The organism is Leeuwenhoekiella sp. MAR_2009_132, assembly GCF_000687915.1.
Lineage (GTDB): Bacteria > Bacteroidota > Bacteroidia > Flavobacteriales > Flavobacteriaceae > Leeuwenhoekiella.
Genome location: NZ_JHZY01000004.1, coordinates 32,426 through 59,292, shown reverse-complemented (window position 1 = coordinate 59,292; position 26,867 = coordinate 32,426). Strand labels below are relative to the sequence as shown.

The following is a 26,867-nucleotide window of genomic DNA, read 5'->3' as shown; positions in this document are numbered from 1 at the left end:
TCACTAAAAACCAATACCATGGCAGTATTAGATTTAAGCGTAGAAGATCAGAAGGAGTATTCCGAAGGGATCGATGGCGTTGCTATCAAAAAATACATTCACGGCCTTGAAGGTGGAGCTGTACTAGATATGACAGGATTCACCGACAAATTTATATTTGAAGGTCATGGAGTAATTAAAGAAGACGGTGAATTCAAGCCGCAGCCTATAGATGGCTCTAAACACGCTTTACTCGTTGGGGTAGTTCGTTCTACAACTAGAACAGCAAAACCTTCTACCGGTGTTATGACCGGAGGTTACATCAACAACGAAGTTGTAAAGTACACGTTCAACCAGAATTCCTTAGATGCTTTAAAGGCAATAGGAATTTATAACCAACCAGACTAATGGCAACAGCATCTATATTTAAAGATCTGATCGAAGAGTACATGGAAGGTGTAGTTGTAGGTCAGTACGAGAAAGTTAATGGATCGAAAGATGCCCCAAACTATCTTCACGAAAGCCTACTTACCCCGGAGTACAGCGCAGATATGACATACAATTCTATCAGCGGATCTTTTACAAGAGTAACTGCAGATATTGTATCGTTTGACTCTCCTTTACCTATCAAGTCAAGAGCATCTATGAAGAGTGCTTCTGGTGAGATACCTAAGATTGGTATGAAGTTTATTTTGAATGAAAAGCAAATGAACACGCTTCGCATTCTACGTAATACTCCAGGAAGAAAATTAGAGTTAGCTCGTAAGATTTTCCAAGATTCTGAAAATGCAATTTTCGGTATTAAAGAAAGATTAGAGGAAGCTCTTCTTTTAGGAATCTCAAGCGGTGTCACTATCATTCCAGAAGCAGACAATACCGGAACAGCTGTTCGTGTTGATTACAACATACCAGCTTCAAATCAGTTCGGTGTTACTAAAATATGGAGTGACGAGACATCTAAGCCTCTTTCAGACATCAAAAATGCTATGAAAGAAGCTCGTAGTAAAGGAGAATATCCAAACACTATTTGGATGGGATCTGATACTGTTGAGAACTTGTTTAGCAACGATCAAATTAGATTGCAATTTGCATTTAATCAAAACATAAACGGAACCGCTGATAACGTTCCTATGTTAGATCAAGATCAAATTGTAAGCCTATTTTCAAGAACACTAAAACTAAATCTAATTGTTGTTGACAGAACTTTTGTTCACGAAAAAAACGGCAAGAAAACAGTTAGTGAAGGATGGGCTAAAGATATGGTTGTTCTTACAACAGGAACAAACCTTGGATCTTTGGTTTACTCAACTCTTGCAGAAGAGGAATTTCCAGTTGAAGGAGTAAGCTACACGAAAGCTAATGATTATATCTTAGTAAGTAAGTGGGGTACAACTGACCCAGTTAGCGAAGCAACAGGAGGACAAGCAATTGTTTTCCCAATTCTTCAGAATGTAGAATCTATTTTCTACATCAATTCAGAGGAAGCAACTGCAAGCTTAGACGAGCAAACAGAAGGTGATGCAGTTTATACCTACCAAGGTACTGACTACACCAAAGCTTCTGTAGTAGCTGGATTGAACGCAGCCGGAGCGCCTAATTCAACAGTAGCTCAACAAGACGCAACTCTAGCTAAGAAGATCGATGGTCTTTCTGAAGAAGGAGTGAAAACTTTTGAAGCTGAACTTGTAGAATCTACATAATGACAAATACTGACTGGCTTAATGAACTCGTTCCTGAGGTTAGTCAGGGCATAAAAACTGCTGTTATGACGGCCAGAGGGGTAGACCCTTTGGCTGTTTATAATGGTAGCGAATCCGTAGAATTAGCAGAAGCTGATTTATATATGCGGATGCTGATTATGCCAGAATTCTCTGAAGGGAGTTTAAGCATTAAGTACAATACTAGTTCTTTGGAAGATGCTGCTAATAGAATTTACCTGAAATATGGAGATGAACGCTATAGAAGCGGACAAGCTACTATTAAAAGGCAAAAGCTATGATAAAGCGATATCCACATAAAGCAGTCGTTAAGATTGAAACCACGAGTGAAGGTCCTATTCCAGAAGTTACAACCACAACGATTGAGTTAGAAGGAAGGTATGAGCCAACAAGCGGGAATAAATCTCTTGACTATTCAGCTAAGTTTTATTGTCCACTTATATATGAATTGGATGTAAACGCCAAAATACTAGACGGTCAGAAGATGGAAATCAACGGTTCGTTTATTGGCATTTCAAAAGCTTGGAACTATCAAACGCATTGTGAGATATGGCTGGACTAAAACCAACGTTCAACTTAGGAGCAATTAAGAATTATATGCAGGATCAGATTAATGAGATTGCAGATAAATCTATTCAGGCACTTGAGTACGAAGGAGAACTCTTTATAAACAAAGCCCGGCAATCGGGTAATTATACAGACAGAACTGGAAACTTAAGAGCGTCTATAGGTTACATCATATTACAGGACGGTAAAGAAGTAAAGTCTTCATTTATTGGCACTACAAATGATGGAACAGAGCAAGGTTACAAAACAGCTCGTGAAGTTGCTTTGGAATATCCGAAAGGAATGGTATTGATAGGAGTTGCAGGAATGGGTTATGCAGCCGCTGTAGAAAGCAGAGGCTTTGACGTAATTACTGGAAGTGCTCCAAATTCTAACGAGATTAAAGATTTATTAGGTGCAATCAACTTATAACATATTACTGGCCTTATACCAGATCTTAAACGTGCCGGTTGTTACCGATGAAATCCAGACCATTAAATTCGGTCAGGTTTCAAAAATCACTCAATCAGAATTTATCGCGCTTAACACGATCAACAATCCGAATCAGTACTTGCAGAACGGTTTTGCGAATGTGAACATTCACACTCAAAAGCTATCCGCAGGAGAAGACAATCACAGCAGATTTCAAAAGCTAACAGACATTATAATTCCATTACTGGATGAAACTCAAATAACAACCGAAAACGGCACTTTCTATTTTCAAATAGATGATGACAAGGGAATATTTGATGACCCAGACAGAGACGGAATGAGTTATTATAACATAAGAATCGAATTTCAAACATTATGAAAACGAACAACATTTTAGGCGTTGAAAAATTTGAACTCGGTACACCTGGTGATGGTGTAATGGGAGCAGTATTAACGGAATTTACCGATATAGAGGTAGGATCGGTAGTTATTGAAGGGTCAAACTCTAACGAAACAAATATACCTACAGAAAAAAACGATAGTTATCTTACTGTTGACGATACAGCAGATCCAACTACAGTAACCGCTCGTTTATTTGGAGTTACTCCAGCACAACAAGTCATTTTAATGGGAGGTAAAGTCGGAACAGTTGATGATGGTGACGATGAAGGTTTTTATATGGCACCTGCATCAAAACCTAGTATTTATCTTTCTATGAAAATTAGTGGTAAAGAGATAAAAGGCAAAAGAGCAGTATTAAAAATTCCTTTTGGAAAAGTCAACGCAAGAGAGCAAGGTACAATCACTAAAAACGGTTTGCCAGCAATCGACATCACAATAACTGCAAACACACCAGTTTCTGAAGCGGGAGTGCAAGGAAGCCCATACACAAAGGGATTTGAGGACGTAGTTTAATTATTTTGGTTAATAATTGAAAGCCTATGCTGTGACCGGTATAGGCTTTTTTTGACATCTTGAAAAATGAACGACAAACAAAAGCTTATAGCGGCCTTGATCGAAAAACCAAGCCGATATATAATAGACGTGCAAGACAGCACAATGCTTCCCGACAATTTGAAGCAAAATAAAGAATTAGAATTTGTAGTAAAACCTCCTTCTATGGGAGTGCTGGCATTATGCGCAAGTGAAATTCAAAACTTACCTAACCACCTCACAAAGCCAGAGGCTCAAATAACATTTGCAGATGCTTTGCCTTATGCTGATAATATGATAAGGGTCATCTGCATACTGGCCCACGCAAAAGAATCAGCTTATCCAGAATGGTACGAGCCTTTCTTGAAAAAAAACTGCACCCCGAAAGACATCTACCAGATATTTCAAGAAACTACACTTAAGATGCAGTCAGATTTTTTTTTGCACTCTTTCCAGATTGCCAGCCAGACAAATCCGATGATGATGAGAAGCCAAGAAGATTAAACCCTTTTCAAACGATAGGTAGTGTATCGCACTATTACCATTACGACTATCATAAAGCACTTTGGGGAATGAGCTTTCAATCTATAGTACTACTTAACGCATCTATACCCAAATCAAAGTCAGATAAAAAAGAAGAGCCGGAAACCAATGACTTCAATTCAATCATATCTAAAGCGATGAAGAAATAATTAGATATCAATCCTCTTCATTACATTATCTATCTGCAAGTGTTTAATCCCCACCGGCACTTGCAGTATTTCACATCTTAAGTATTTATCTTCAAATACCGTTTCAAAAGTCACGCCATCAGCAATTAAGAAGTCAGGTAGATTCCCAACGATAAACTGCAATTTCGTTTCATCAAAAAACGGACAAAGCGAAATCCCTTTTGAATTGGCGTAATCTAAAAGGGTGTTGAAAATATCCTGCTTATTGATATTCCACTTCTTGCCCTTCCATTCACCAAATTGATACCAATACCGATGTGATTTGAAAAACCCGGAAGGTAAGTTGTATTTGACATTATCCAGTTTTAAACATTCCCAGCCAGTTCCGCAACTTCTACCAAGTAGTGCTTCATCATAGCAATCACCTATCCAGTGAGCTTGTAAAATGAATTGATAGGGCTCTACTGGTTTTCCGTTATAAGTTGCCTTAGTACTGCTCCAGTTTTGAATGATTCCGAAAAGCGTTCTGATATGCACATAAGCATTAAGAAGATCAGAGATTTCAAGAGTTACGGTTGTTCCATCATACTCCGCTCCAAACTCCTGAGCGAGCTTTAAAGCCTCCGGAAAGTTCTTTGATTTGGATTTTCGGAATTGAAGGATGTACATAGCCGCAATTTAGGGAAACGAACTGATTTATTTATTCATAGAATCCTATCACAAATCAAATACCACCTACGCACACCCAACGCCAAAAACCCAAAATTCTTAACCCTGTAAAACTACTTTGCAGGAAAAGAAAACAATGGCAGTACGGGGAGACAACAGTTTGTACTTCAGCACGGGATTAGATAACACAGGACTTCAACGCGGAGCAGGAGATGCGATTGGTATTGTTCAAGACCTTGCAGGATCAATCGCACGTATAAATCCTTTCGCTGCACTTGTGATTGGTGCCGCTTCAGCATTTGCAGCAATAGCAAACGAGGGTTATAAAATGGCTAAAGATTTTGAATCTGCAATGGCAGAAGTCAAAACAATTGCCGGTCTTCCACAAAAGGAATTTGATGAGTTAACGCGAAAGGTATTTGATCTTTATACGCAGTTAGGAACAGAGCCGCCAGACGGTTTAGCACGTGGATTATATGATATTATCGGTTCTGGTTATGAGGCTGCAGACGCTCTTGAATTATTAGAAATTGCAGCTAAAGCAGCAACAGCGGGTGTAACAACTACTGCAGTTGCTTCGGACGGTTTAACTACAATCCTAAACGCTTTTGGTCTTGAAGCAAAAGACGCAGCACGAGTAGCGGATGTTATGTTCGCTGCAGTTGATCGCGGTAAGATATCCTTTGAAGAGCTTTCCAGGCAAATCGCACAAGTAGCACCGTTAGCGGCTGCATCTGGTTTCTCTTTTGAAGAAATAGCAGGTGCAATTGCAACCTTGACAAAACAAGGTACACCAGGAGCACAAGCAATGACGCAAATTCGTTCAGCGATTGAAGCTGCAAACGAAGTGTTAGGTGAAGGCGCTTCTAAGTCTCTTACACTACAACAAGCGTTTCAGAAATTATACGATGAAGCTGGAGGTGGTCAAAACAAATTGAAAGAACTTACTGGTAGAGTAGAAGCTGTAAACGCTGTTCTTGCAATTGCTGGTCCTAATCTACAGGGAGCAACTGAAGATATGCTCGCAATGAGCGAAGCAGCAGGAAGTGTTGACAGAGCTTTTGACATTATTACTGAAACAACAGCTAATCAATGGGAAATATTTGGCAATAGAGTAAAGGCTAAATCTTATGAAATAGGCAATGCAGTTCTTGAAATGAGTAACGGTATTGCAGCTAATCTAAATCGCATAATTGGCCCTACAGAAAGCTTATCTAAGAAATATGAAGATCAGGCTGAAAAGGTTAATGAGCTTTACGCAGAATACAAAGATCTCAACACAGAAGAAAGTAGAAGAATCGAAATACTCGCAGAGATTGAGAGAATAAACCCTTCTGTAGTTGCTGGTATTAATAGCCAAACCGATGCTTATGATAAATTAGGTGAGGCTGTACGTAGGTTTAATGAGTATGCTCTAAATAAGACTATTGTTGATGATAAGTTTGGTGATGATCTCAATAATATACAGGAAGTTGTAAATAGATTTTCAAAACAACAGCGTGAGACCGGATCAGACCTTTACAAAGAGTATGCTGAATTTTTGGGTGGTTTGCCAAAGCTTCAATCTTCCTATCAAAAAGAGTTAAATAAAATCATTGATAGTGAAGATGATCGACTAGAAAAAATAAGAAAGATCAGAGCATTGCTAGTAGATAGCAACGCCTCAGGTCAAAAACGTGTAGATGTTCCTTTTTCAGATTTAGAGCAATATGATAATCTTGGTAAGACTTTAGGCACTCTTGAAGAGCGCTATAAAAAAACACAAAAAGCGGCAGATAATTATGCACGCTCGCTTTCTGATAACAATAGAGATTCAGGCTTTGTTATTCAGGAAATACAAAACATAAATTCACTCCAAGAACTTAACGCTAAATACGGCAAATTTGAAACAGAATCAATTAAAGAAGCTGTATCTGCAAGGCAAGATTACCTAAAAGAGCGCATTAAAATTGAAGGAATACTTCAGGAGCTTAATAGCGTTTCAATTCAAGATTATAAAGCCAACAATGAGGCACTTAAAAAATATCTTGAATCTGATAATGAGGAAATTGTAAAAGCTGCTAAAGCCAGACAACGCGCATTAAATAGTAATTACACGCCTACAGGCTCGGGAGCAGGCGGTACAGTCAAGGACGCATTTATTGAGATGCTAAAATCTCAAGAAGATAAATACAAGGCTTACGAGGCAGTTGTTAATCAAATTGGTCAGGAAATAGCTGATAAGCAATTTGAATCCCTTCTTAAGCAAGGTGCAGATTACGGTGAATTTTTAAAAAATAAATTAGCTCAAACTAAATCCTTTGCAGATCAGCAAAAAATTGCAGTTGCTGCAGAAAATGCGGGGATAGATTTAAATAGAGAGATTGCAAAATTTGTTTCAACACTAGATCCTATTACCGTACCTATAGATGTAGAAATAAACAACACGTCTATAGATTATATAAGACGTCAGTTACGAGCAGTTGAAATAGAAAGAGACGCAGCAAGTGATACAGATAGGCCAGATATTCAAGATCGCGTTAATTACTGGAGAAAAAGACTTGAGGAAGCCGAAGAAGGAACTGAAGATGAAAAAAATCTATACGAAGATGTTTACCGGGCATTAGATAGCTTAACCCATCAGCAGCTTAGAGATTATATAGAATACTGGAGACAAAGATTGAATGTAGCCAATCTAAGCGCAGATCAAATTACAGAAATAGAAGGTAAAATTTCAGATGCTCAACGAGCTGTATGGCAAAAGCATATTGAAGATATATCTGAAAAACTTAGATCCTCTGCTGAAATATTCAGGAACATTGGAGAGGAAGGGATGGCAGACCTTCTAAATGGTTTGGTAGATGTTACTCGTCAGGTAGATTCTTTATTTAAAGTTTTAGACGAAAATACAAGTGAAGGAGAGGTAATAAGTGCCGGTATCGGAGCAGCTATAGATCTTACAGGAATGATTATTTCAGCTTCTGCAAAGAGAAAAAAGGCTGAAGAGGATTTTTATAATTCGGTAATATCTCAACAAAAAGAATACAATAGACTTCTAAACGAACAAGTAAGAACGCAAGCTTCAGCAAACGATAACGTCTTTACAGAAGATTACATCAATAAAATTGAAAAAGGAATCGACGCCTTAAAACTTGCAAACTCAAGTTACCAGGATAGCTTAAATGCGCTTAGTGATGGTCAGGTTAAAATAGGTCAGCGAAATGCGGTAGATATTAACAACGTTCTCAAAGGAGCAGGATCTGGAGCCGTACTTGGTGCAGCAATAGGAAGTGTTGTTCCTGTTATTGGTAACGTAGTGGGGGCAGTAGTAGGTGGCGTAGTAGGAGCAGTAGCTGGACTTTTCGGAGGGAAAAAGAAGAAAGATCAATACACTTCGCTACTAGAAGAATATCCGGAGTTAATTAAAACAGCTGCAGACGGGCAAAAGTCATTTAACGTTGAATTGGCTCAAACACTTGTTGATCAAAAATTAGTTAATGATGCTACAAAAATACTTATAGAAGATACCATCGCCTGGCAGGAGCAAATTGACAAAGCAAAAGAACAGATTGCAGAAGTTGTTGAAGTTTTAGCGGGTGACTTAGGTTCTAGTCTTAGAGATAGTTTAGTTACTGCATTTGAGCAGGGAGGTGATGCAGCTCAAGCAATGGGAGACACAATTTCAGATGTGCTTGAAGATATCGTTGAGCAGTTAATCTTTGATCAAATATTCTCTGAACAGTTCAAGAAGCTTCAAAAAGAAATGGAAAAATCTTTTGATGTAGGTGGTGATAACTCATTTGCAGATGACTTCGCCAGATTCTTTGAAGTTAGCAAAGGGTTGACAGATCAATTCAATCAAGCTCTTAGAGATGCACAAAATGAAGCCGAAAGTTTTGGATTTGATATTCTTAACGGTGACGGCTCAAAAGCTCAGGGATTAAGTGGAGCGATTACGGCAATCACAGAGGACACTGCAAACATTCTAGCAGGATATCTCAACGCAATGCGATTAGATGTTCGCCAGGGCCTTGTGGTGAACCAACAAGCAGTTACTTATCTGGCTCAAATAGAAGTAAACACGAGGTACAATAGATATCTGGAAACTATAGATGGAAGGTTCGCAAGTATTGAATCAGCAATACTACAATTTCAAGCAGGAGGATAAATGAAAATATACAGATACATAAGCGAGGTAAAGACTGAGCTTGAAGATATTGAGATCGACGGTCAAACCGAATTACGCCAAAAAATAGGAGGTGAAGACTTGGTGACTTCAAGGTTTACAATTGAAGGGCGAAAGCTTGATTTGCAGATAGGAGATTTTATTGAATTCAAGGATTCGGTTTATACAATTCTGGATGAACCACAGGTGAAGAAGTCTCAAAATACATTCTCCTACAATCTGCAATTCAAATCAGATATGTATATCCTGAAGAATGTTCAGGTTATGCTTGATGAAGATTCAGAATTTTTCTTGTTTGGGGATGCTATTGATGCAGTTAGTTTGATAATCTCAAACCTTAATCGCGTTTATGGTGCCGGAGTTTACTTTGCAGATTACGTAGAACCCACAGAAGGAAAAAACCTGAATTTTAATAATGAAAACTGTCTGGCCGCGCTTCAAAAACTAGCGGCAGAGTTTGATTGCGAATTTCAGGTGAAGGCAAAGCAAATCACTTTTCGGAAAAAGATAGGTGCTGAAACTGATCTAAAATTTGAATATAAAAAAGGGCTTCGAGATATCGAGCGTTTAACGCTTCAAAATGCTGAATTGGTTACTGTGCTATATCCTTATGGTAGTGCACGAAACATTACTAACGAATACGGCTCAACTCGACTTAAAATATCTAAAATCCAAAATAACGTTGATGTGTTCGGCACCATTGAGCGAAGCGCAACCTTTGAAGATGTTTACCCGAGATTAAACGGAGTTGTTTCTTCTTCATCAAGTATCACAAAATTCAGAGATACTAGTATAGACTTCAATATAAACGAGCAGTTAATTGGGGGCGCTAAAGCAAAAGTAGTTTTCAATACCGGAGATCTCTCAGGGCGTGAATTTGAGATTTTAAAATATACAGATTCTTCTAAAGAAATAGAACTGATTCCTTACACAGACGAAACAGATTACACTTCTCCTAACGAAACGTTCAGGCCGAGAGTTGGTGATAAATATGTTCTTGTCAATATTAAAATGCCTCAGGCATATATTGATAATGCAGAAGAAGAACTTTTGGAACGTGCAACGGAGTATCTGGAGAAGTACAGCCAGCCGAATGTAATTTATAAGGTTTCACCACATTACCCGTATTTACGCAGAAATCAAACCGATTTGAATATTGGGGATGTTATAACGCTTACAGACGAAGACTTCGGAATTGATTTTCAGGTTAGAATTTTAAGCCTTACTCAAAAACTAAATAATGTATTTGAATATTCTCTTGAGATAGGAAGTCAGGTAACCATAAGTTACATCGCTCAAGTACTATCAGATCAGCGAAACATAAAGAATACCATTTATCAGAATGAAAAATATGTAAGTGAGCAATTTAATCGTGTTTACAACAACATCGGAAATTTCAAAGCTCCCTTGTATGTAAATATGGGAGAGTTTGATCCTGAAACACTTTATCACAACAGCCTTAATCGTGTTGATTACATTTTTAAGTTCAATGAAGAAGGTGTGAAAGAATGGTACACCTACATAGGGGAAGATAACCAAGCAGCAGAATTCATTCTTGCAAACTGGCAGTTTATAGACGACAATTTTGAAATTATTGCTACAAACACGCTACTCGCTGAAAATGCAAATATTGGCGACTGGCTTATTCAGAACGGACAAGTTGTTTCTCAAGCGATTTACGAGAGTGAAGAGCCTGAGGAAGTAGAACCCAGAGTACAACTTAACGCAATTGACGGTAGTATTGAGCTTGTTACCAAACTAAATATTCAAGGTGCTGCAGGAGTAAGACCTTACAAACAGAGAATCTCTTTAAATAGTAGTTCAGGCGCGGTGTTTTGTTTAAGAGACGGAGATATTTATCAAGAATCTTCATCTTCATTTTTGAGTAGTAATGGATTAATTGCTGGTTTCCCGGGTTTAGATATATCTCTTTTAACTCAAAGTAACATTAAAGGGAATGCTTCAGTAATAGGTAGGGGAAATTCAAACCTACCTATAAACAATATAGCTGGCATTGAATTTATTGCCGGAGTATTTGGATCTGCTAACAACGAAAACCCAAGCGGTGTTGAAGCCTACGGTGGGTACTTTCTTGATTTGAAAACACAGGGCAGGTTTAAGGGTATAAAAAAACTAGAAACACAAACCACATACTTTGTAGAGCAGTTTGACGAATATCTCTCTTGTTACAACACTTCAGATTTAGACATTACACTACCTAATCCAATTTCTATTCCGGAAGGAAGAGTTATCACAGTTAAACGAATGGATAAAGTTATAAATGTAATAGGTCAAATTTTCACAAATCAAGACGTAGCATTTGTCGGATTAAATATTGGTGAGTGCTGGACCTTCATAAATGATGGAACATATTGGCATGCAAACAAATTAATATTTTAATGACATCATTCAACAATATAAATTTTTCAGACCTAAATATCACCGTTCAATTTATAACGGGCTATTTAGATATGCCCGCACGTCAAGGAGAAACCTTCTATGATTGGGGCGATGAGATTGAGCCGCTTATAAGTGAAGAAGACATTTATTTTGGCACACGTAGAATAATCATTGAAGCTTTTTATAGAGGAAGTGACTGGTATAACTCAGCAAAAGTCTTAGAGCAAATTACAACCGAAGAAACGCTATCAACAGAATACGGAGATTTTCAAGCTAAGCTCAATCAGGTTAAAATCCTGAAAGACTACAAAGGAGTTAAAACTTTAAGTATTGAATTTATAGAACTTAACCCGAATCTATCTGGAGCACTTGCCAACGTAGCACAATTAGACGGAGTTAGACTTGATGGTCACGATCTATTCTCAGAGTTTGGTTTACTTGTTGAAAACGTAAATGGTTTTGATGCTCCAGAACTCAAAGCAGCTCAACAGACCATCGATAAAACAAATGCACTTAGCGAATTTCGTCAACCTCCTGAAATTAATGTGAAAGTCAATGGCATCTACGCATCTAAAGCGGAAATGAGCACGAAAATAACCGAATTAAATAAGTTATTCGCTAAGGAAGGATTGAGACACTTTGTTTATGACGGTTACGGGTACCAGTGCTATTGCACCGACGGATACAAAATAACCACTAATAAGAACTGGGTTTCTATAAATCTGAAATTAAAAGTAATGAGCTGGTATAACATAGAAGCAATTGTTCAGGAAGTCATCGACCGGGTTGAGATAGGAATCAGGCCTCAAAGCGATTTATCTGAAACAGATGATTCTAAACCTGAATATGTTTTTGGCAAAGAAACGTTTGTAGCTGCTGACACCTCAAAATTAGGAGGACAACTTCCAGAGTTCTACGAAAATAAAGTAGATGCAACTCTGAAGGTTAATGAACAAGGGGAAATAGGTCAGAATATATCTGATTTTAATTTGGACTTAACCTGGAATACTGGTGACTCAACGATTATTGATTTGCTTCCAGATACAACTTGGATAAGAGGCGTTTTTATCAATGGAGGTGAAAACAAGGGCGGCAAATTAATACCAGTTACAGACTGGATCATTTCAGAGAATCTTTCCCAAATCGAAATTATTAAAACAATAGAAGACGGCTCTTACATAAGCATTGAAGGGCAGCGCTACGTAAACACTATATAATGGCAACAGATTATTATCCAAAGATAGAAACTGATCAGAAGATCCAAGAGGTCGAAAAGAAGATTAATTCAATAACAACTGGATCTTTTGGGCCAATAACTCCTGAAACAGCAGCCACGTTTAATGTAGATGGTTTTGCAACGGCAAAAACCGAAGGTGATTATGTTTTTGCACCTGGCACAGCGAATGAGGTTACAATAACTGTTACAGCTGCAGATCGCACCAATGCAGTAGTGAAAATAAATAAAAAGGGAACGGCTTATACCAAGGAGATTATTGATTTAGGATTTGAAGCTATCACTACAGAAATACCATCGCCTACTTCTTCAGATGATAATGCAGCGGCTTCTAAATCAACATACATTCAAACTTCCGCTGTTCAAAAAAGGAGCAATGCGCAGGATTTAATTATTCCTTCATTTAAGCAAGTGGGGTATTATTGGCGAAATGATGGTAGTTTGATTTTAGGTACTGGTTATGTTGCTACATACACAGAAGAAAAAGTTTTACTTAAACCATCTACAGATTACCGTTATGAAGGTCTGTTGATAGGAACGGGAGCTGTACTCTTATATGACAAATTTGATAAATTAATTAAGGCGTATTCCCCGACTGATACGCCTGAATTTAATAATGGTTCAAGTCAAATAGAGCAGTTTCCATTTACGACATCTTCAGATATATCTTATGGAAAGTTCAGCAGTTTTAAACCAGACCGCACTTTAAAAGTGATATACCTTGGAGCTAAAGAAATTAGCGAATATGATCTAATTAAAGAAAAAGTTCTATCTAATGAAAATCCAAAAATAACAGAATCACGGCTTCAAATTTTAGATACACATCAAGCTATCAAAGGAGTAGAAAAGTCTATTTATTTTGATAACATACTTCTAAATATAACCGGTTTAAACTCTTATAAAGGAGCCTTTTATTGTATTGACGGAAAAAATGACAGGTACAGATTTTTCTTAACGCCAAATAACACAACTACAAGAGTGGCTAATTTGAGAGTGTTGAGTGAAAATTTAAACCTAATAAAACAGAAAAACATAAATATTGACGTTCTTGACAACACGTTAGCGACTAGGTATAACTGCCTTTACATCGGTGATTCAATTGGAGAATTTCAAAATTTACCTTATTTCATAGATCAATTATTTAAGTCAAAATTAGTGGCAGGTAGCTTACCTCCTTATTGGGTAGGAACAAATGGCGGGGAGAATGGAAGTGGCGGCAACTTTCAGCCAAATAGACGCATTAGACACGAATCTTATTCTGGTAAAACTTCAGGGTTTATGGTTCAAAAATCAGCGCCGAATAAGTTTTATAATTCAGCCACCGGTACACTTGATATAAATAACTACGCAGCTAACATAGCCCAGTATTATGACGAAAATGATTTGTTGCAGACTGGATTAACAGGTGTAGGAACAGGAAAGATTGATTGTGTTGTTTTTAACATTGGTTATAACGACACTAGGTCAGATATTGTTAATACCTCATTTGCTGGAAGTATGAATAATTATAATGAATTTATAGCAGCGGTAAGAGTTCACAATCCAAACTGCAAATTTGTTATTAATCTTATCACATTGCCTTCAATTGATGACCCTATACAATCGGCTACTTTGTTGCACATATATAAATTAAAGAATAACTGGTTTTACAGACAGCAATTGCTTGATAATTTTCTAGGAACAGATTCTAATATATTCATTGGTGATATGGGGTTGTGCTATAATCGTTACTATGCTTTTCCTAGAAACACAACCACTTTAGTAAATAGTTTGTATGCTAACAGTAATGAAGGTACTGTTTCAGACCCAACACACCCCACAGAATTTGGTACACGAGAAATTGCTGAGAATGGTGCACCTACAATTTTAAAAGCCTTAAAAAGTATATAAACTATGCACTCCACCAAAACCCACCACATAATTAAACCCTAAGCAATGATAATCTGGCAATACATATCAATAGGGCTAAAAGTTATTTTAGCCTTTATTATAAAAAACCTTGTGATCATTCACAAAGGTACTGCCATTGCCAAATTCAAAAGCACAATGTACCTCGCCATCCTAACATCTGCACCTATGGGATTATTTGAAGCGATTAGCCAATGGATAAGCAGTAATGGAGGTTACATATTTTTTGTACTTCTAGCCATCGCTATTGATTACGGTGTAGGTATAGTGGTCCATCTTAAAAAGCGAGACTTCAGTATCAAGAAAAATATATTGGGAGTTATTACTAAAATGGCTCTAGTTTTTGCCGTAGGTGTATTGTTTGAGGGGTTTCAATTTCTGCACCCAGACGCAAATATTATTACTCAATATTTGGGATTAATCTTGAGAGTAATGGTTTTCTTATACCCAGCCGGTAGTGCATTAATGAATGTATCTATTCTCACTAACGGATCTTTTCCTCCGGTGGGATTTATGAACAAAATAACAAAGTTTAATAAAGACGCAGATATAAGACATTTTCAACCAAACAAAGACAGCGATGAATCAAACTAAAAACAGTACAACTAATTGGATATTCATTGCCATAGTCAGTATAATATCTGTTTTCGGGGTGATGAATACGGTAATTAATAAACGTGCCTTAGATGCGATGCCTGAGCTTTTACCTATAGTTGAAAGAGATCGCCTTATCAATATTATAGAATCTAACAAAACACGCATAGATAGTCTTTGCGATGTGATAGATACTTTACGGCACGAACACCGCATCCAAAATATTAGAATAAAAAAGGCTTCAAAGCCTCGTACAATAATAATTCACGACACCTTAAAAGTTGAATAATGATAACCGAAGATCAATACAAAGAAATTGCCGATGAATTAAGGGTTGAGACAGCGGCTGTCAAAGCAGTTCACGAGGTGGAAGCTGCAGGTAAAGCTTTTAATGATAACGGCACTATTGTCATTCTCTTTGAAGGGCATAGATTTTACCGTTATCTAAAAGAGAACGGTAAAGATGTTGAAGAGTTGTCTAAAAAATACCCAACTCTAGTATTTAAGTATCAAACAAGAGAGCATTATGCAACCGGTAGAACATTTGAGGAAAAGCAAATAAAAGAGCATTTACGTTTCAGACAAGCTATTGAAATAGATCCTGTTGCTGCTTTTAAATCCGTGAGTTTTGGAGCCTTTCAAATAATGGGTTTTAATGCTGAAAGTTTAGGGTTTAAAGATGCTTCTGATATGTATTATTATTTAAAATCGAGTGAAGCAAATCAATTAAAAGTCTTTGTAAAATTTTGTGAAGTAAACAACCTGACACGTCATTTACGTGCTAAAAATTGGGCTGCATTTGCAAGGGGCTATAACGGTAAAGATTACGCCAAATATGGTTATGATATAAAACTTGAAAAAGCTTATAAAAAATACGTGTAATGAAATTCCAACAAAAGATAATTGCAATAGTTCTAGGCATCTTATTAATAGCCGCAATGACTTTTGCCTTTATCGCTGTTAACCAACTTGACTATGGAAACACTTAAAAAAATAGCGCCGTATATTGCAATTATCGTTTTAATTTTTATTGTATTCAGACAATGCAATTCGGCAAATGATAATGCTAGTTCGTTAGAATCTACACAAGGATTTTTAAACGATACTATTTCCTATTACACTAATAAGCTAGGTCAGGAAGTAGCTGAGAAAAAAGCGATTTCCGGAGATAAAAACGCTTTAGAAATACTACTTTCAAAACAAGTAGATAGCACCGGGCAACTCAAACGCCTGGTTAAAAAATACCGTAGCATTTCGGCAGCAGGTAACATCACTCAAGAAGCAAGAATTGATACAGTTGAAATTCCTTATGAGATTAAAGTTCCGCATGACTTCAATCGTAAATGGAATAAAAAAACAGATGATTATAATATAGCCGGAACTTCAGATCAAAACGGTGTAACCATTGATAATCTAACAATACCTAACACACTAAGCTTCGCAATTGGAGATAAAAAAACAAGTTGGTTTAAATCTGAATATCGGGTTGAAGCTGTCAACAGTAACCCATTAGTGAGAACTAGTGGATTAGACGCCTACACTTTAGACATACCTAATAAGCGTCTGGGATTGAGCCTTTACGTAGGCTATGGTGCAAGTAGCAATTTTACACTAGAGCCATCTGCAGGGATAGCACTTACATACACCCTATTTAGATTCTAATCATTATACATTATCCAGATCCAACCTTCTGCCGGCATTTCGTAATCTTTAATTACAAATAGTTGAGAATATCTTGTATCGCCAGGATACTTATACATAACTGAACAGGTATTAACTAACCAAACCAACTTAAAATTAGCCATTATTTTAGGTTTTGGAAGCGCTGTATTTTCAATCGTTTTGTAAAAACGAACCTTTCCTACTCGCTTTAGAACTTCCTCAATAGCAGCTTCAGACGTATTTTCAAATCTAAATTTCTTCATTATTCACTATTTGAATTATAATCTGTTTTATACATAAATTAGATTATAATTTATTTCTTGGAATACTTAAACAACCAATTGCAGAACTTTTCCCAGTTACTTGGATAGTACTTTTGACAATTTTCACAATAGACTGGTGGCCATTCACCTCCAACTCCTAAATCATTCCCGCATTTTTTACAAAATTCTGCCATATTATAAATTTAAGTATAAAATAAACAAATAAAAGTTTCCATTATGTAAACTTTTAAACTATCTTTACATCAGTAATAAGCAAGGGTTCTTTGACATATCGATTAACAAAACAAGTTATTAAAATGGAAAACTTAATTGACCGAGTTTGGGAATACTCAAAAAACAATCCTGAAGGTTTCACATTAAACGTTGAAACTCTAAAAGCTGTAAAATTTGGAATTGTAGTTGCATACAATGATACTCAAAACAGCTTCGGCAAAGAAGCCTTAAAAAAAGTTATTAATCACGCTCTTAATCATAACAAAATAGTAGGAGGTTGGCTCAATGAAGACAACAAAATGTACTACTTTGATTCTATAAGAGTCTTTAAAAATTCAGAATTAAAACAAGCGATTGAGTTTGCAAAGCAAAATGAACAGCTCGCAATATTTGATCTTACTAACTTAATAGAAATTAAAATAAACTAGGGGAGATAATCTCCCCGCCCTTGCTTTTAATTTATAATCAAATGGAAACACAACAAAAAACATCCATAGCGAATTACAAGCGAATGGGAATTGAAATTGAGGTTCTGGATTCAGATCGTATAAAAATCAGTCAGACCAAACTTATTAATGGCTTAATCCTTAACCAACAGGAATTGGTGCAACGTGCTCGTGAAGTATTCCCGGGCTGCAAAGTGGTGCCGGTAGTTTTTTCATTAGAGGTTGATTCTATAGATATATTTTGGATAGAAAGCCGAATGAAAGAGTTTGGCATCAAACGGAATGATTTAATCAAACAGCTAGCATTAAGTAAATCATACTTAAGTAGAATCTTTAACAATGGGCCTCATAATGTGGAATTGTCAAAGCCTATGAAAGCAACTTTCTTTTACTACTTTTTGACATATGAAATAAACCGAGATTTTAGAGAGCATCTAAATACTTAGAATAATCTTCTGGAAGGTCTGCGTCAATTACGTGAATGTAATCCAGTAAGGCTTTGCTTTCGTGGCCTGTAATATTGGAAAGCAGCTCCAAGGTTTTATCCTTATTATGTTCTTTTCTTAAGTTCCTGTAAACACGGCTTATAAAGGTATGACGAAATGAATAAATGGTATATCCAGATTCAATTCCCATTTTCTTTTTAAGCCGTCTGTATTTTAGGGTAAAGTAAGATCTACGTCCGTCTAAATCCCTATCCCATTGTCCGGGGCCATCTGGAGTGAAAACTAAATCATTTGGATTAGATCCTTCTAAATATTCTTTGAGGTCCTTAAAAATGATCTCAGGTATAATTTTAGTCTTGCTGCCTTTAGTTTTGGTTTGCTCAGTAATGAGACGCTGTTCGAGATTTATATCTTTAACCTGGAGTCTGCAGTTTTCCTTTGGCCTCCAGAAAAGGTATGATACAAAATAGATAAACATCAACATAACTTTATCATCGCTCAAGTTTTCGATTATGTTTTCGACTTGAGCATCTGAGTAAGTCTGATCTCTTTTTTCTACTGTTTTAAGTTGTGGAATATCGTGAGCAATATTTCTATCTAGATATTCATTTTGTACTAAATTTTCAAAAATTACACCTAAAGAAGTCTTATAATTGTTTCTGGTCCTGTTGGAAGTAGTATCGGATATATGAATAAGAAATCGACTAACAAGTCTTTTTGAAACCTTCTTAACTGGTGTATTTGAGTAGCCGTTACCTTTTATCCAGTCAATAAATTTATTTACATGAACTTCATAAGTAGAGTAGGTACGCCCGCCGACTTCTTTCTTTTTAATTGATAAAGAATATTGCAAAGCGTCAACCAGGCTTATTTCACCTTCTAAAAGCTCGTCGTATGGATTAAAACCTTGTTTCAAGGCTTGCGAAATACCATCCTTCATTAAATGAATTTCCCTAAATCGATCATCAAATTCAGGAAAATCTCTATTTACATTTAAATAAATAGGACGCTGTCTAACGTATTTTTCGCTTCCCGGCTCTTTAAATGAATAGTAAACATACCACCTAAAACCCTTTTTAGTCAGTTTTTGTTTTTCTTCAGTGGTAAATTTTTGAAGCTTCTTCTTGTCAATTACTTTAGGATAAATCGATATATTCCTAAATTTTGACATATTCAAATCGTTTTCTCTGTAGTATTCGATTCTGTATTCGGATATAATCTTCTGAAGATTTGAAATCATAGGAATGCTTTGTAGGGCTGCATTCCTATGGGTTTCAAATGTGTAGCGAGAGGGGGGCACGATCCCCCGACCTCCGGGTTATGAATCCGACGCTCTAACCAACTGAGCTACCTCGCCAAAATTCTTTTATGTAAAAAAGTATTTAATACAATTGCCAGCTATCTGCTAAGCGGGTGCAAATATAATAACAATTACCAACCCTGCAAGCATCTTAAATATAAAATAAAAAAATTACTGCTTTCTTTTTTACTGAGCAATTAATATTTATATTGGCGACCCAACCGAATAATAGAAAATGGAAGAAAAAATAAAATTTGAGATCGAGTTTCCTATTCAGGCCTCACCGTCACTTTTGTATCAATATATGTCTTCACCCTCTGGAATGTCTGAGTGGTTTGCAGATAATGTTAATTCACGTGGCGAGTATTATACCTTTATTTGGAATGGTAGTGAAGAAAAGGCTAAACTATTAGGAAAGAAAAGTGATGAGCGTATAAAGTTCAGATGGATGGATGATGTAGAGGATGAAAATCTATATTATTTTGAACTGCGTATTGTTGTAGATGAGATAACAAAAGATGTTTCGTTAATCGTGACAGATTTTGCTGAGCCTGGGGAAGAAGATGAAGGTAAAATGTTTTGGGAAAATCAAATTTCTGAACTGAAACATATCATAGGTTCTAACTAGAAACAACTCGTAAATAGTATATTTGTCCCTTCTTAAAAAAGGGACTTTTTTTATGGTTAATTTTAACGGCATTATTACAGAAACACCGCAATTCTCAGCACACAACAGAGGTATGCTTTATGGAGATGCGGTGTTTGAAACAGTCAGATTTAGTAGTGGTAAGATCTCATTCTGGGAAGATCACTATTTTAGGCTAATGGCTTCAATGCGCATTTTGCGTATGGAAATCCCAATGCATTTTACGTTAGAGTCTCTGCAAGATGAGCTTTTAAAAACGGTAGATGCTTCGGGATTAACTGATAAATCGGCTAGTATTCGATTAACGGTGACTCGTAATGAAGGAGGGAAATATTTACCTACAGATAATACCGTGAGTTTTTATGCTTTTGCAACTGAGTTAACAGAGCCTTTTTTTATTCTGAATGAATCTGATTATGAGGTTGATCTTTATAAAGATCATTACTTAAATGCAGATTTATTAAGTACGCTTAAAACAGCAAATAAACTCATTCACGTTACAGGAAGTATTTTTGCAAAAGAGAATAACCTTGCAAATTGTCTTTTAATAAACACTAATAAAACAATTGCAGAGGCTTTAAACGGTAATCTTTTTATTGTAAAAGATAATCACATTAAAACTCCACCACTTACTGAAGGTTGTCTTAGAGGTATTGTACGTAAGCAACTGTTAGATATTTTAGAGAAGACAGATTCTTATACGATAGAAGAGGCTGCCATATCTCCTTTTGAACTACAAAAGGCAGATGAGCTTTTTATAACCAATTCTATAATAGGTATTCAGCCTATAACTAAGTATCGCAAGAAGAAGTATACAAATACTGTTTCTAAAAATTTAATAGGAAAATTAAATGCTAAAGCACGTCTAGGCTAGTATTTAATTGTAACTGGGGTTTTCTGGTGCATTTGACCAGATCACATAGTCACCACCTAGTTCAATCATTTTTTCCTTCCAGAATTCAGGAAAGCATTTGTTTATGATTTCTTTATCATAGATATTTTCTGCTACAATCCACGAGTTTGCATTAAGTTCATCATCTAATTGATCACTATCCCAACCTGAATAACCTAGAAAAAAACGAATTTCTTCTGCTGTGATTTTCTTAGAAGTTATAAGATCTACTACGGTGTCAAAATCACCTCCCCAATAAATTCCACTAGAAATTTCAATACTATCAGGGATAAGATGCGGTACTTTATGTAAAAAATAAAGATTGTCTTGCTCTACCGGTCCACCATTATAGATTTGCATTTCGATCTCAATTTCGGGAATAAGTTCATTGAGAGTAAATGTGAGGGGTTTATTTAAGATAAAACCTACAGAACCTTCTTCAGTGTGGTTAGCAAGCAAAACGACAGATCTGTTAAAAGAAACATCTCCTATAATAGCAGGCTCGGCTATTAATAAATTGCCCTTTTCAGGTTTGTTTGTCGTCATAAATAAAGTCTTTTAACTAAGCTAATCTTTTTTTATTAATTAACAAAAAAATAAGAAAAATAAAAAAAGCCCTTAAAAAAGGGCTTTTGAAAAATATTTAGAAGCTATATAATTAATTTACAGCGTCTGATAATTCAGAACCTGCTTTAAACTTAACTACATTTTTAGCTGCAATTTGAATAGTTTTTCCTGTCTGTGGATTTCTTCCTTCACGAGCTGCACGTTGAGATACAGACCATGAGCCAAAACCTACTAAAGAAACGCGATCTCCGTTCTTTAAAGATTTTTCAACATTGCCTAAGAAAGATTCTAATGCTTTTTTAGCTGCTGCTTTAGTAATTCCAGCACTTTCTGCCATTGCATCAATTAAATCTGATTTGTTCATAATGTAAATTTTAAAATTAAATGTCGGTTAAACTTTTATTTATATTCTAACAAATTTAGACGGATATTTCGTTCAGGCAAGTAATAGCGCAGGAAATTCAGTTTTCTGTTAATAACTTTAACATTTTGTTAACAAGGATAGCTGTTTTTAACAAAAATTCAGAAACATCAGCAGTTATGCGGCCTTACAGCATTTTAGCATCTTCATTAAAAGTAAATCCATTTAGTAAATCTTTTACCAGCATTTTTTTCTTACCAGAAAGTTGAACTTCTATTAATTCAATCCAATCATTTTGGGTTGCAACATATAGTTTGCCGTCGTGCACCAAGATTTTGCCCGGTTCTGTATTCAATAAGGGTAATTCTTCATTAGAGGTCTTAGATGCCTGATAAATTTTTAATTGATATTCCTTATCATCACCATTGCTAAAATGCGTGTAAGCAACAGGATATGGGCTCAAACCACGTATTAAGTTATGAACGTCTACAATAGATGCTGACCAATTGATTCGGGTATTCTCCCTGTTTAACTTGTATGCAGTATGCAGCTGCTCCTGTTTAGACTGTATAGTAGTTGATACTTCACCCTGTTCTATATGTTTTACAGTTTTAAGTATTAGATCACTACCTAGATGCATCAGTCGATCGTGTAAAATTCCCGCACTTTCATCTGAAGCAATCTTGAGCTTTTCCTGAAATATAATTGCACCGGTATCTATCTTTTCATCTATAAAGAAGGTACTTATACCGGTTTCGGTTTCTCCCTTTATAATAGCCCAGTTTATAGGAGCTGCGCCTCTATAATCAGGAAGTAGTGATGCATGTAAGTTAAAAGTGCCGTATTCTGGCATTTGCCATACTACCTGCGGTAGCATTCTAAAGGCCACAACAATCTGCAAATTTGCTTTAAGTGCTTTTAATTCTGCCAGAAAGTCTTCATCCTTTAAATTAGTGGGTTGTAAAACGTTTAGATTCTGACTTTGAGCATAGGTTTTAACAGCACTCTGTTGAATTTTTTGACCTCTACCCGCAGGTCTGTCTGGCGCAGTTATAACACCCACAATCTTATAATTATTTTCAACCAGTTTTTGTAATCCGGCAACAGCAAAATCTGGTGTTCCCATAAAAACAATTCTTAAATCTTTCATTTCAGTTTATATGAATTAGAAGGAGTTATTTGTATTTTTTCAGTAGCTAAAAGATTTTTCAGCGCCTTTATAATTTCAGCTTCTTCAAGCGTATATAGTGTTTCAACAATGGATGTAGAGGTGTGATTTTTAACCTGAAGCAAAGCTACTATTTTAGACTCAATCATTTTAGTGGTTACTAATTTAGCTTTTCGCCTTGCACGTATACATACATCGCAAACTCCGCAGGGAGTTAGTTGTTTTTCTTCAAAATAAGCCAGAAGCTGTATACTTCTACAAATAGTATTTGTATTTAAATAGCTTATTATACTGTTTACTTGATTTACTTTTCGGGTATTTTGAGCGGTAATATGTTTTGAAATTTTATTTACTGTTAAAACATCTTCGCGTTGTACCAGAAAAGTAACAGCAGAGTCATAATTTTTGTGGTCGTAAAGAGCGACATTATCAACCTGTAGTTGTAATAATATTTTATGAATCTGGGCTAGAGGCACACCGGCTTTTTTAGCTATAATCGTATGATCTATAGCTAAAGGTTGATCATATATACCGCCATATGTTCTTAAAATACTTTTCACCACGGTGTCTATACCCGGGTTTTTAATGAGGTAATAAGTTAAATTAATAGGTGAAATTGTAAATTGAAGGGTAGACTTTCTATAAAATTCTTGAGACAAGACCAGAACACTATTACGATCTAAAAGCTGTAATGCATTATAAGTGATAAGCGTTTTAAAATTATACGTATTGCAAAATTCCATAAAATCAAAACGAAATGTTTCCTGCTCACCTTCACCGTAAGAAACCTGAAAATAACTATTGAGTTTTTTGTAAACCTTTTTTACATACTCAACAGCGGGTAATACATTTAAGAATTGATTTGCCAGTCTGCTTTCATCAGAGGGATTATAAAGTATAATGCTTTGTGCTGTGGTACCATCTCTACCTGCTCTGCCTGCTTCCTGAAAATAACTTTCTAGACTTTCAGGTAATTCTACGTGTACAACAGTTGTAACATCGGCTTTATCTATCCCCATTCCAAAAGCACTGGTAGCAACCATTACCTGGGTTTTGTTTTTAGACCAATCTTCAAATCGTTGCTGGCGTTCACCATTGCCTAAGCCACCGTGATAATAATGGGAAGTTATGCCATTTGCCTGTAAAAATGAAGCATAGTTTTGAGCGGTTTTACGACTACGCACATAGACAATAGCGCTACCTGTATATTTTTTAAATAGTTGTATAAGCCTGCCATATTTATCTTCTTCAGCTACTACTTTATAGGCCAGGTTTTTACGTTCAAAAGAATTTTGAACAACCATAGCTTCGGTCATATTTAATTGTTCAATTATATCTTCCTGAACTTTTTTTGTAGCGGTAGCGGTTAGCGCAATACAGGCAACCTCTGGAAAGTTTTTTCTAAATGCCGAAATGTTGCGGTAAGCCGGTCTAAAATCGTGTCCCCATTGCGAGATACAATGTGCCTCGTCTACAGCGATTAGTGAAATGTTCATTTGCTTTAGTCTGGCAAGCACTAATTCATTCTGAAGTCGTTCGGGAGATAAATACACTAACTTATAATTTCCGTAGATACAATTATCTAATAACGCATCAAGGTCATTATAATGAATACCTCCCGGTATGTACAATGCTTTTATATTTCTTTGGATAAGCTGCATAACCTGATCCCGCATCAATGACAATAAGGGAGAAATTACCACAGCTATGCCTTCTTGTAGTAATGCAGGAATTTGATAGCAGATAGATTTACCTCCACCGGTGGGTAATAGCGCAAAGGTATCTTGCTTGTTTATAACAGCAGATATAATCTCAAGCTGCTTTGGTCTGAAATTTTCATAACTCCAATATTTTTGTAAAATATCAAGGGGAGTTACAGACATAAATCTAGATTTTCAAGAATAAATGCAACCCGGTTTTCAACATCTGCTTTAGGCACTTCTATAGGTTTATACCCGTAGGCTTTATAAGTCTTTATCAGTTCTTCTTGAATATTTAGCGCTTCTTCAAAACTTTCATAGCGTTCCTGATCTGTAGTATGTATTTCGCGCCACGGCGGAAGGACAAAAATGTGGTCGTACTTATACACATTGCAGGCCTCCTTAAATTTTCCAGGATAATCCTGTCCTATAAAGTCCATATAGGCAGTCACATCTGGGATACCCCGATCTATAAATACAAATTGCTGATCAAGTTGGGATGCCTCTTGATATTGCTTTATGCGGCGTTCTAATAAAAGTTCACTAAACAAAAGAGGCTGCGTCAAAAAAAGCTGATCAATTCCTTCTTCCTGAGCGGCCTTTGTAACCTCTCTAGACACTTCATCAAAGCAGGTGTGACCTTTAGCCTTTAAAGCATTAAGGAGTGTGGTTTTTCCTGTGCTGGGTCCTCCTATGAGAACGATACGTTTTGTCATCAATTGCGTTCTGTTTAAATACAAACAACACCTATAACCATTTTAGATTAGTGCCGCATATCTAAAGTTTTCGGTAAAAATACTCAAATAGAAGTCGTTTAAAAAATTAGTTGTAGAATGGTATCTTTGCAGTAGAAAAAACAAAACTATGAGTACAGATACTAACTCTGATGAATTTTATGCAAAACTGAAAGGAAGACTGGAGGAAACTACCAACTGGCCTACAGAATACTTATATAAATTTATAGTTCCGTCTGAAGCAGAGAAAATAAATAAGATTGAGCATATATTTGATAATCTGGGTGCTGTGATTACAACTAAAGCCTCTAGCAAAGGAACCTATACCAGTATTTCAATTAATTTACAGATGAAAGATGCAGATGCCGTTATTGCAAAATACAAGGAAGTATCTGTTGTTGAAGGTGTAATTTCATTATAAAAAAGAATAATCTATCTAAAATGGGGTTAATTTAACCTTGATAGATGGGCTTTTGTACATTTTTTAGTACTTTGCCACTAGGTTTTAGTTACAAACCACACTTCACTTAAATTTTTACAGTTGATAGATCAATTAGAATATAATACTGAGCGCGAAAAGCTCATCATACCTGAATATGGCCGTCATCTCCAAAAGATGGTTAATCAGGCAATTGCTGAAGAAGACGATAATAAACGTAATATAATTGCCCGTAGTATTATTGCTGTAATGGGTAATATTCAGCCGCATTTTAGAGATGTTCCAGATTTTCAACACAAACTTTGGGATCAATTATTTATAATGAGTGATTTTAAACTTGATGTTGAATCGCCTTATGAAAAACCTTCTCGAGAAAAGCTTGAGGAGCATCCAGAACCTTTAGATTATCCTCAAAACTATCCTAAATATCGTTTTTATGGTAACAACATAAAACGTATGATAGATGTTGCCGTAGAGTGGGAGAAAGGTCAATTGCGTGAAGCTTTAGAGTTTACAATCGCTAATCACATGAAGAAGTGTTTCTTAAACTGGAACAAAGACACCGTAGATGATGACGTGATTTTTAAGCATCTTTTTGAGTTAAGTAATGGGAACATTAATCTAGCTAAAAAGGAGGAAGACCTTAGGGATACGCAAAAGCTAATGCGACCTAAAAAGACTAACAAAACTACTAATTATCGCAAGAAACCTGTACGTGGTGGCGGTAAAAAACGATACTAAAAACTAGCCATATTTTTTA

30 protein-coding genes and 1 tRNA gene are annotated in these 26,867 nt (G+C 36.2%); 22 read left to right on the top strand and 9 right to left on the bottom strand.

Features of this window, described 5'->3' with window-relative positions; genetic code table 11:
- Positions 1 to 18: 18 nt before the first annotated feature.
- The 8 genes from P164_RS08530 (at position 19) to P164_RS08495 (ending at position 4,112) form a co-directional block, all read left to right on the top strand.
- The gene (locus tag P164_RS08530; RefSeq protein ID WP_028375994.1) at positions 19 to 387 is read left to right on the top strand and encodes a hypothetical protein; all 369 of its coding nucleotides are present in this window, start codon (positions 19 to 21) and stop codon (positions 385 to 387) included.
- Entirely contained in the window at positions 387 to 1,679 is a 1,293-nt protein-coding gene (locus P164_RS08525; protein WP_028375993.1) for a major capsid protein, read from the top strand. The genes P164_RS08530 and P164_RS08525 overlap by 1 nt, the downstream gene beginning before the upstream one ends.
- On the top strand, positions 1,679 to 1,978 hold the full coding sequence (locus tag P164_RS08520) for a DUF6706 family protein (protein ID WP_028375992.1): 300 nt from the start codon (positions 1,679 to 1,681) through the stop codon (positions 1,976 to 1,978). The genes P164_RS08525 and P164_RS08520 overlap by 1 nt, the downstream gene beginning before the upstream one ends.
- Positions 1,975 to 2,259 carry a hypothetical protein gene (locus P164_RS08515; RefSeq protein WP_028375991.1) on the top strand — a complete coding sequence of 95 codons (285 nt, stop codon included), beginning with the start codon at positions 1,975 to 1,977 and terminating at the stop codon, positions 2,257 to 2,259. The genes P164_RS08520 and P164_RS08515 overlap by 4 nt, the downstream gene beginning before the upstream one ends.
- Entirely contained in the window at positions 2,247 to 2,675 is a 429-nt protein-coding gene (locus P164_RS08510) for a hypothetical protein (RefSeq protein ID WP_051621297.1), read from the top strand. Before P164_RS08515 ends, P164_RS08510 begins: the two co-directional genes overlap by 13 nt.
- Before the next feature lie 160 nt (positions 2,676 to 2,835).
- Positions 2,836 to 3,054: a hypothetical protein gene (locus tag P164_RS18580; protein ID WP_125411765.1), complete on the top strand. Its 219-nt coding sequence runs from the start codon at positions 2,836 to 2,838 to the stop codon at positions 3,052 to 3,054.
- Positions 3,051 to 3,590 (top strand): hypothetical protein, encoded by a 540-nt coding sequence (locus P164_RS08500; RefSeq protein ID WP_028375989.1) that lies wholly within the window; start codon positions 3,051 to 3,053, stop codon positions 3,588 to 3,590. Before P164_RS18580 ends, P164_RS08500 begins: the two co-directional genes overlap by 4 nt.
- Positions 3,591 to 3,656: 66 nt before the next feature.
- Positions 3,657 to 4,112 carry a hypothetical protein gene (locus tag P164_RS08495; RefSeq protein ID WP_028375988.1) on the top strand — a complete coding sequence of 152 codons (456 nt, stop codon included), beginning with the start codon at positions 3,657 to 3,659 and terminating at the stop codon, positions 4,110 to 4,112.
- A 188-nt stretch (positions 4,113 to 4,300) separates the two neighbouring features.
- On the opposite strand, the gene P164_RS08490 is transcribed toward P164_RS08495, so the two are convergent.
- Positions 4,301 to 4,948 carry a hypothetical protein gene (locus P164_RS08490; protein ID WP_028375987.1) on the bottom strand — a complete coding sequence of 216 codons (648 nt, stop codon included), beginning with the start codon at positions 4,946 to 4,948 and terminating at the stop codon, positions 4,301 to 4,303.
- A 136-nt stretch (positions 4,949 to 5,084) separates the two neighbouring features.
- On the opposite strand from P164_RS08490, the gene P164_RS08485 reads away from it, so the two are divergent.
- The 8 genes from P164_RS08485 (at position 5,085) to P164_RS08450 (ending at position 16,911) form a co-directional block, all read left to right on the top strand.
- Positions 5,085 to 9,095: a phage tail tape measure protein gene (locus tag P164_RS08485; protein WP_028375986.1), complete on the top strand. Its 4,011-nt coding sequence runs from the start codon at positions 5,085 to 5,087 to the stop codon at positions 9,093 to 9,095.
- Positions 9,096 to 11,513, top strand: coding sequence for a phage tail protein (locus P164_RS08480; protein ID WP_028375985.1), 2,418 nt, complete (start codon positions 9,096 to 9,098; stop codon positions 11,511 to 11,513). It begins immediately after the preceding gene.
- Positions 11,513 to 12,730, top strand: a complete 1,218-nt coding sequence (locus P164_RS08475; protein ID WP_028375984.1) for a hypothetical protein — start codon at positions 11,513 to 11,515, stop codon at positions 12,728 to 12,730. Before P164_RS08480 ends, P164_RS08475 begins: the two co-directional genes overlap by 1 nt.
- On the top strand, positions 12,730 to 14,637 hold the full coding sequence (locus tag P164_RS08470; protein WP_028375983.1) for a hypothetical protein: 1,908 nt from the start codon (positions 12,730 to 12,732) through the stop codon (positions 14,635 to 14,637). The genes P164_RS08475 and P164_RS08470 overlap by 1 nt, the downstream gene beginning before the upstream one ends.
- A gap of 45 nt (positions 14,638 to 14,682) precedes the next feature.
- Positions 14,683 to 15,249 (top strand): phage holin family protein, encoded by a 567-nt coding sequence (locus P164_RS08465; RefSeq protein WP_051621296.1) that lies wholly within the window; start codon positions 14,683 to 14,685, stop codon positions 15,247 to 15,249.
- Positions 15,250 to 15,307: 58 nt separating this feature from the next.
- Positions 15,308 to 15,538 (top strand): hypothetical protein, encoded by a 231-nt coding sequence (locus P164_RS08460; RefSeq protein WP_159106016.1) that lies wholly within the window; start codon positions 15,308 to 15,310, stop codon positions 15,536 to 15,538.
- Positions 15,538 to 16,131 (top strand): N-acetylmuramidase family protein, encoded by a 594-nt coding sequence (locus tag P164_RS08455; protein WP_051621295.1) that lies wholly within the window; start codon positions 15,538 to 15,540, stop codon positions 16,129 to 16,131. Before P164_RS08460 ends, P164_RS08455 begins: the two co-directional genes overlap by 1 nt.
- A 93-nt stretch (positions 16,132 to 16,224) precedes the next feature.
- Positions 16,225 to 16,911 (top strand): hypothetical protein, encoded by a 687-nt coding sequence (locus P164_RS08450; RefSeq protein ID WP_028375980.1) that lies wholly within the window; start codon positions 16,225 to 16,227, stop codon positions 16,909 to 16,911.
- On the opposite strand, the gene P164_RS08445 is transcribed toward P164_RS08450, so the two are convergent.
- Positions 16,908 to 17,174 (bottom strand): hypothetical protein, encoded by a 267-nt coding sequence (locus P164_RS08445; RefSeq protein WP_028375979.1) that lies wholly within the window; start codon positions 17,172 to 17,174, stop codon positions 16,908 to 16,910. The genes P164_RS08450 and P164_RS08445 overlap by 4 nt on opposite strands.
- Before the next feature lie 317 nt (positions 17,175 to 17,491).
- Between P164_RS08445 and P164_RS08440 the strand changes: the two genes are divergently transcribed.
- Complete coding sequence (locus P164_RS08440; RefSeq protein ID WP_028375978.1) at positions 17,492 to 17,836, top strand: hypothetical protein; 345 nt, start codon at positions 17,492 to 17,494, stop codon at positions 17,834 to 17,836.
- Between the two features lie 41 nt (positions 17,837 to 17,877).
- Complete coding sequence (locus P164_RS18975) at positions 17,878 to 18,300, top strand: hypothetical protein (protein WP_035899704.1); 423 nt, start codon at positions 17,878 to 17,880, stop codon at positions 18,298 to 18,300.
- Here the strand turns inward: P164_RS18975 and P164_RS08430 are convergent.
- A complete protein-coding gene (locus P164_RS08430; protein WP_028375976.1) occupies positions 18,278 to 19,471 on the bottom strand; it encodes a tyrosine-type recombinase/integrase in 1,194 nt (397 codons plus the stop codon). The two genes, P164_RS18975 and P164_RS08430, sit on opposite strands and share 23 nt — an antisense overlap.
- Before the next feature lie 112 nt (positions 19,472 to 19,583).
- Positions 19,584 to 19,657 (bottom strand) — tRNA-Met (locus P164_RS08425).
- 178 nt (positions 19,658 to 19,835) lie between these two features.
- On the opposite strand from P164_RS08425, the gene P164_RS08420 reads away from it, so the two are divergent.
- Both P164_RS08420 and P164_RS08415 read left to right on the top strand, forming a co-directional pair.
- Positions 19,836 to 20,228 carry an START-like domain-containing protein gene (locus tag P164_RS08420; protein WP_028375975.1) on the top strand — a complete coding sequence of 131 codons (393 nt, stop codon included), beginning with the start codon at positions 19,836 to 19,838 and terminating at the stop codon, positions 20,226 to 20,228.
- Between the two features lie 52 nt (positions 20,229 to 20,280).
- A complete protein-coding gene (locus P164_RS08415; protein ID WP_028375974.1) occupies positions 20,281 to 21,120 on the top strand; it encodes an aminotransferase class IV in 840 nt (279 codons plus the stop codon).
- 3 nt (positions 21,121 to 21,123) lie between these two features.
- On the opposite strand, the gene P164_RS08410 is transcribed toward P164_RS08415, so the two are convergent.
- From P164_RS08410 to P164_RS08390, 5 genes are all read right to left on the bottom strand, one after another.
- Positions 21,124 to 21,684, bottom strand: a complete 561-nt coding sequence (locus tag P164_RS08410; RefSeq protein WP_028375973.1) for a YqgE/AlgH family protein — start codon at positions 21,682 to 21,684, stop codon at positions 21,124 to 21,126.
- Between the two features lie 112 nt (positions 21,685 to 21,796).
- Complete coding sequence (locus tag P164_RS08405) at positions 21,797 to 22,069, bottom strand: HU family DNA-binding protein (protein WP_028375972.1); 273 nt, start codon at positions 22,067 to 22,069, stop codon at positions 21,797 to 21,799.
- Between the two features lie 184 nt (positions 22,070 to 22,253).
- On the bottom strand, positions 22,254 to 23,216 hold the full coding sequence (fmt, locus tag P164_RS08400; RefSeq protein ID WP_028375971.1) for a methionyl-tRNA formyltransferase: 963 nt from the start codon (positions 23,214 to 23,216) through the stop codon (positions 22,254 to 22,256).
- Positions 23,213 to 25,117: an ATP-dependent DNA helicase RecQ gene (locus P164_RS08395; protein ID WP_028375970.1), complete on the bottom strand. Its 1,905-nt coding sequence runs from the start codon at positions 25,115 to 25,117 to the stop codon at positions 23,213 to 23,215. The genes fmt and P164_RS08395 overlap by 4 nt, the downstream gene beginning before the upstream one ends.
- Complete coding sequence (locus tag P164_RS08390; RefSeq protein WP_028375969.1) at positions 25,108 to 25,650, bottom strand: AAA family ATPase; 543 nt, start codon at positions 25,648 to 25,650, stop codon at positions 25,108 to 25,110. The genes P164_RS08395 and P164_RS08390 overlap by 10 nt, the downstream gene beginning before the upstream one ends.
- 148 nt (positions 25,651 to 25,798) lie before the next feature.
- Here P164_RS08390 and P164_RS08385 point away from each other — a divergent pair, with 148 nt between their 5' ends.
- Both P164_RS08385 and P164_RS08380 read left to right on the top strand, forming a co-directional pair.
- Entirely contained in the window at positions 25,799 to 26,089 is a 291-nt protein-coding gene (locus tag P164_RS08385; protein WP_028375968.1) for a DUF493 family protein, read from the top strand.
- 120 nt (positions 26,090 to 26,209) lie between these two features.
- Positions 26,210 to 26,848: a DUF4290 domain-containing protein gene (locus P164_RS08380; protein ID WP_028375967.1), complete on the top strand. Its 639-nt coding sequence runs from the start codon at positions 26,210 to 26,212 to the stop codon at positions 26,846 to 26,848.
- Positions 26,849 to 26,867 lie beyond the last annotated feature (19 nt).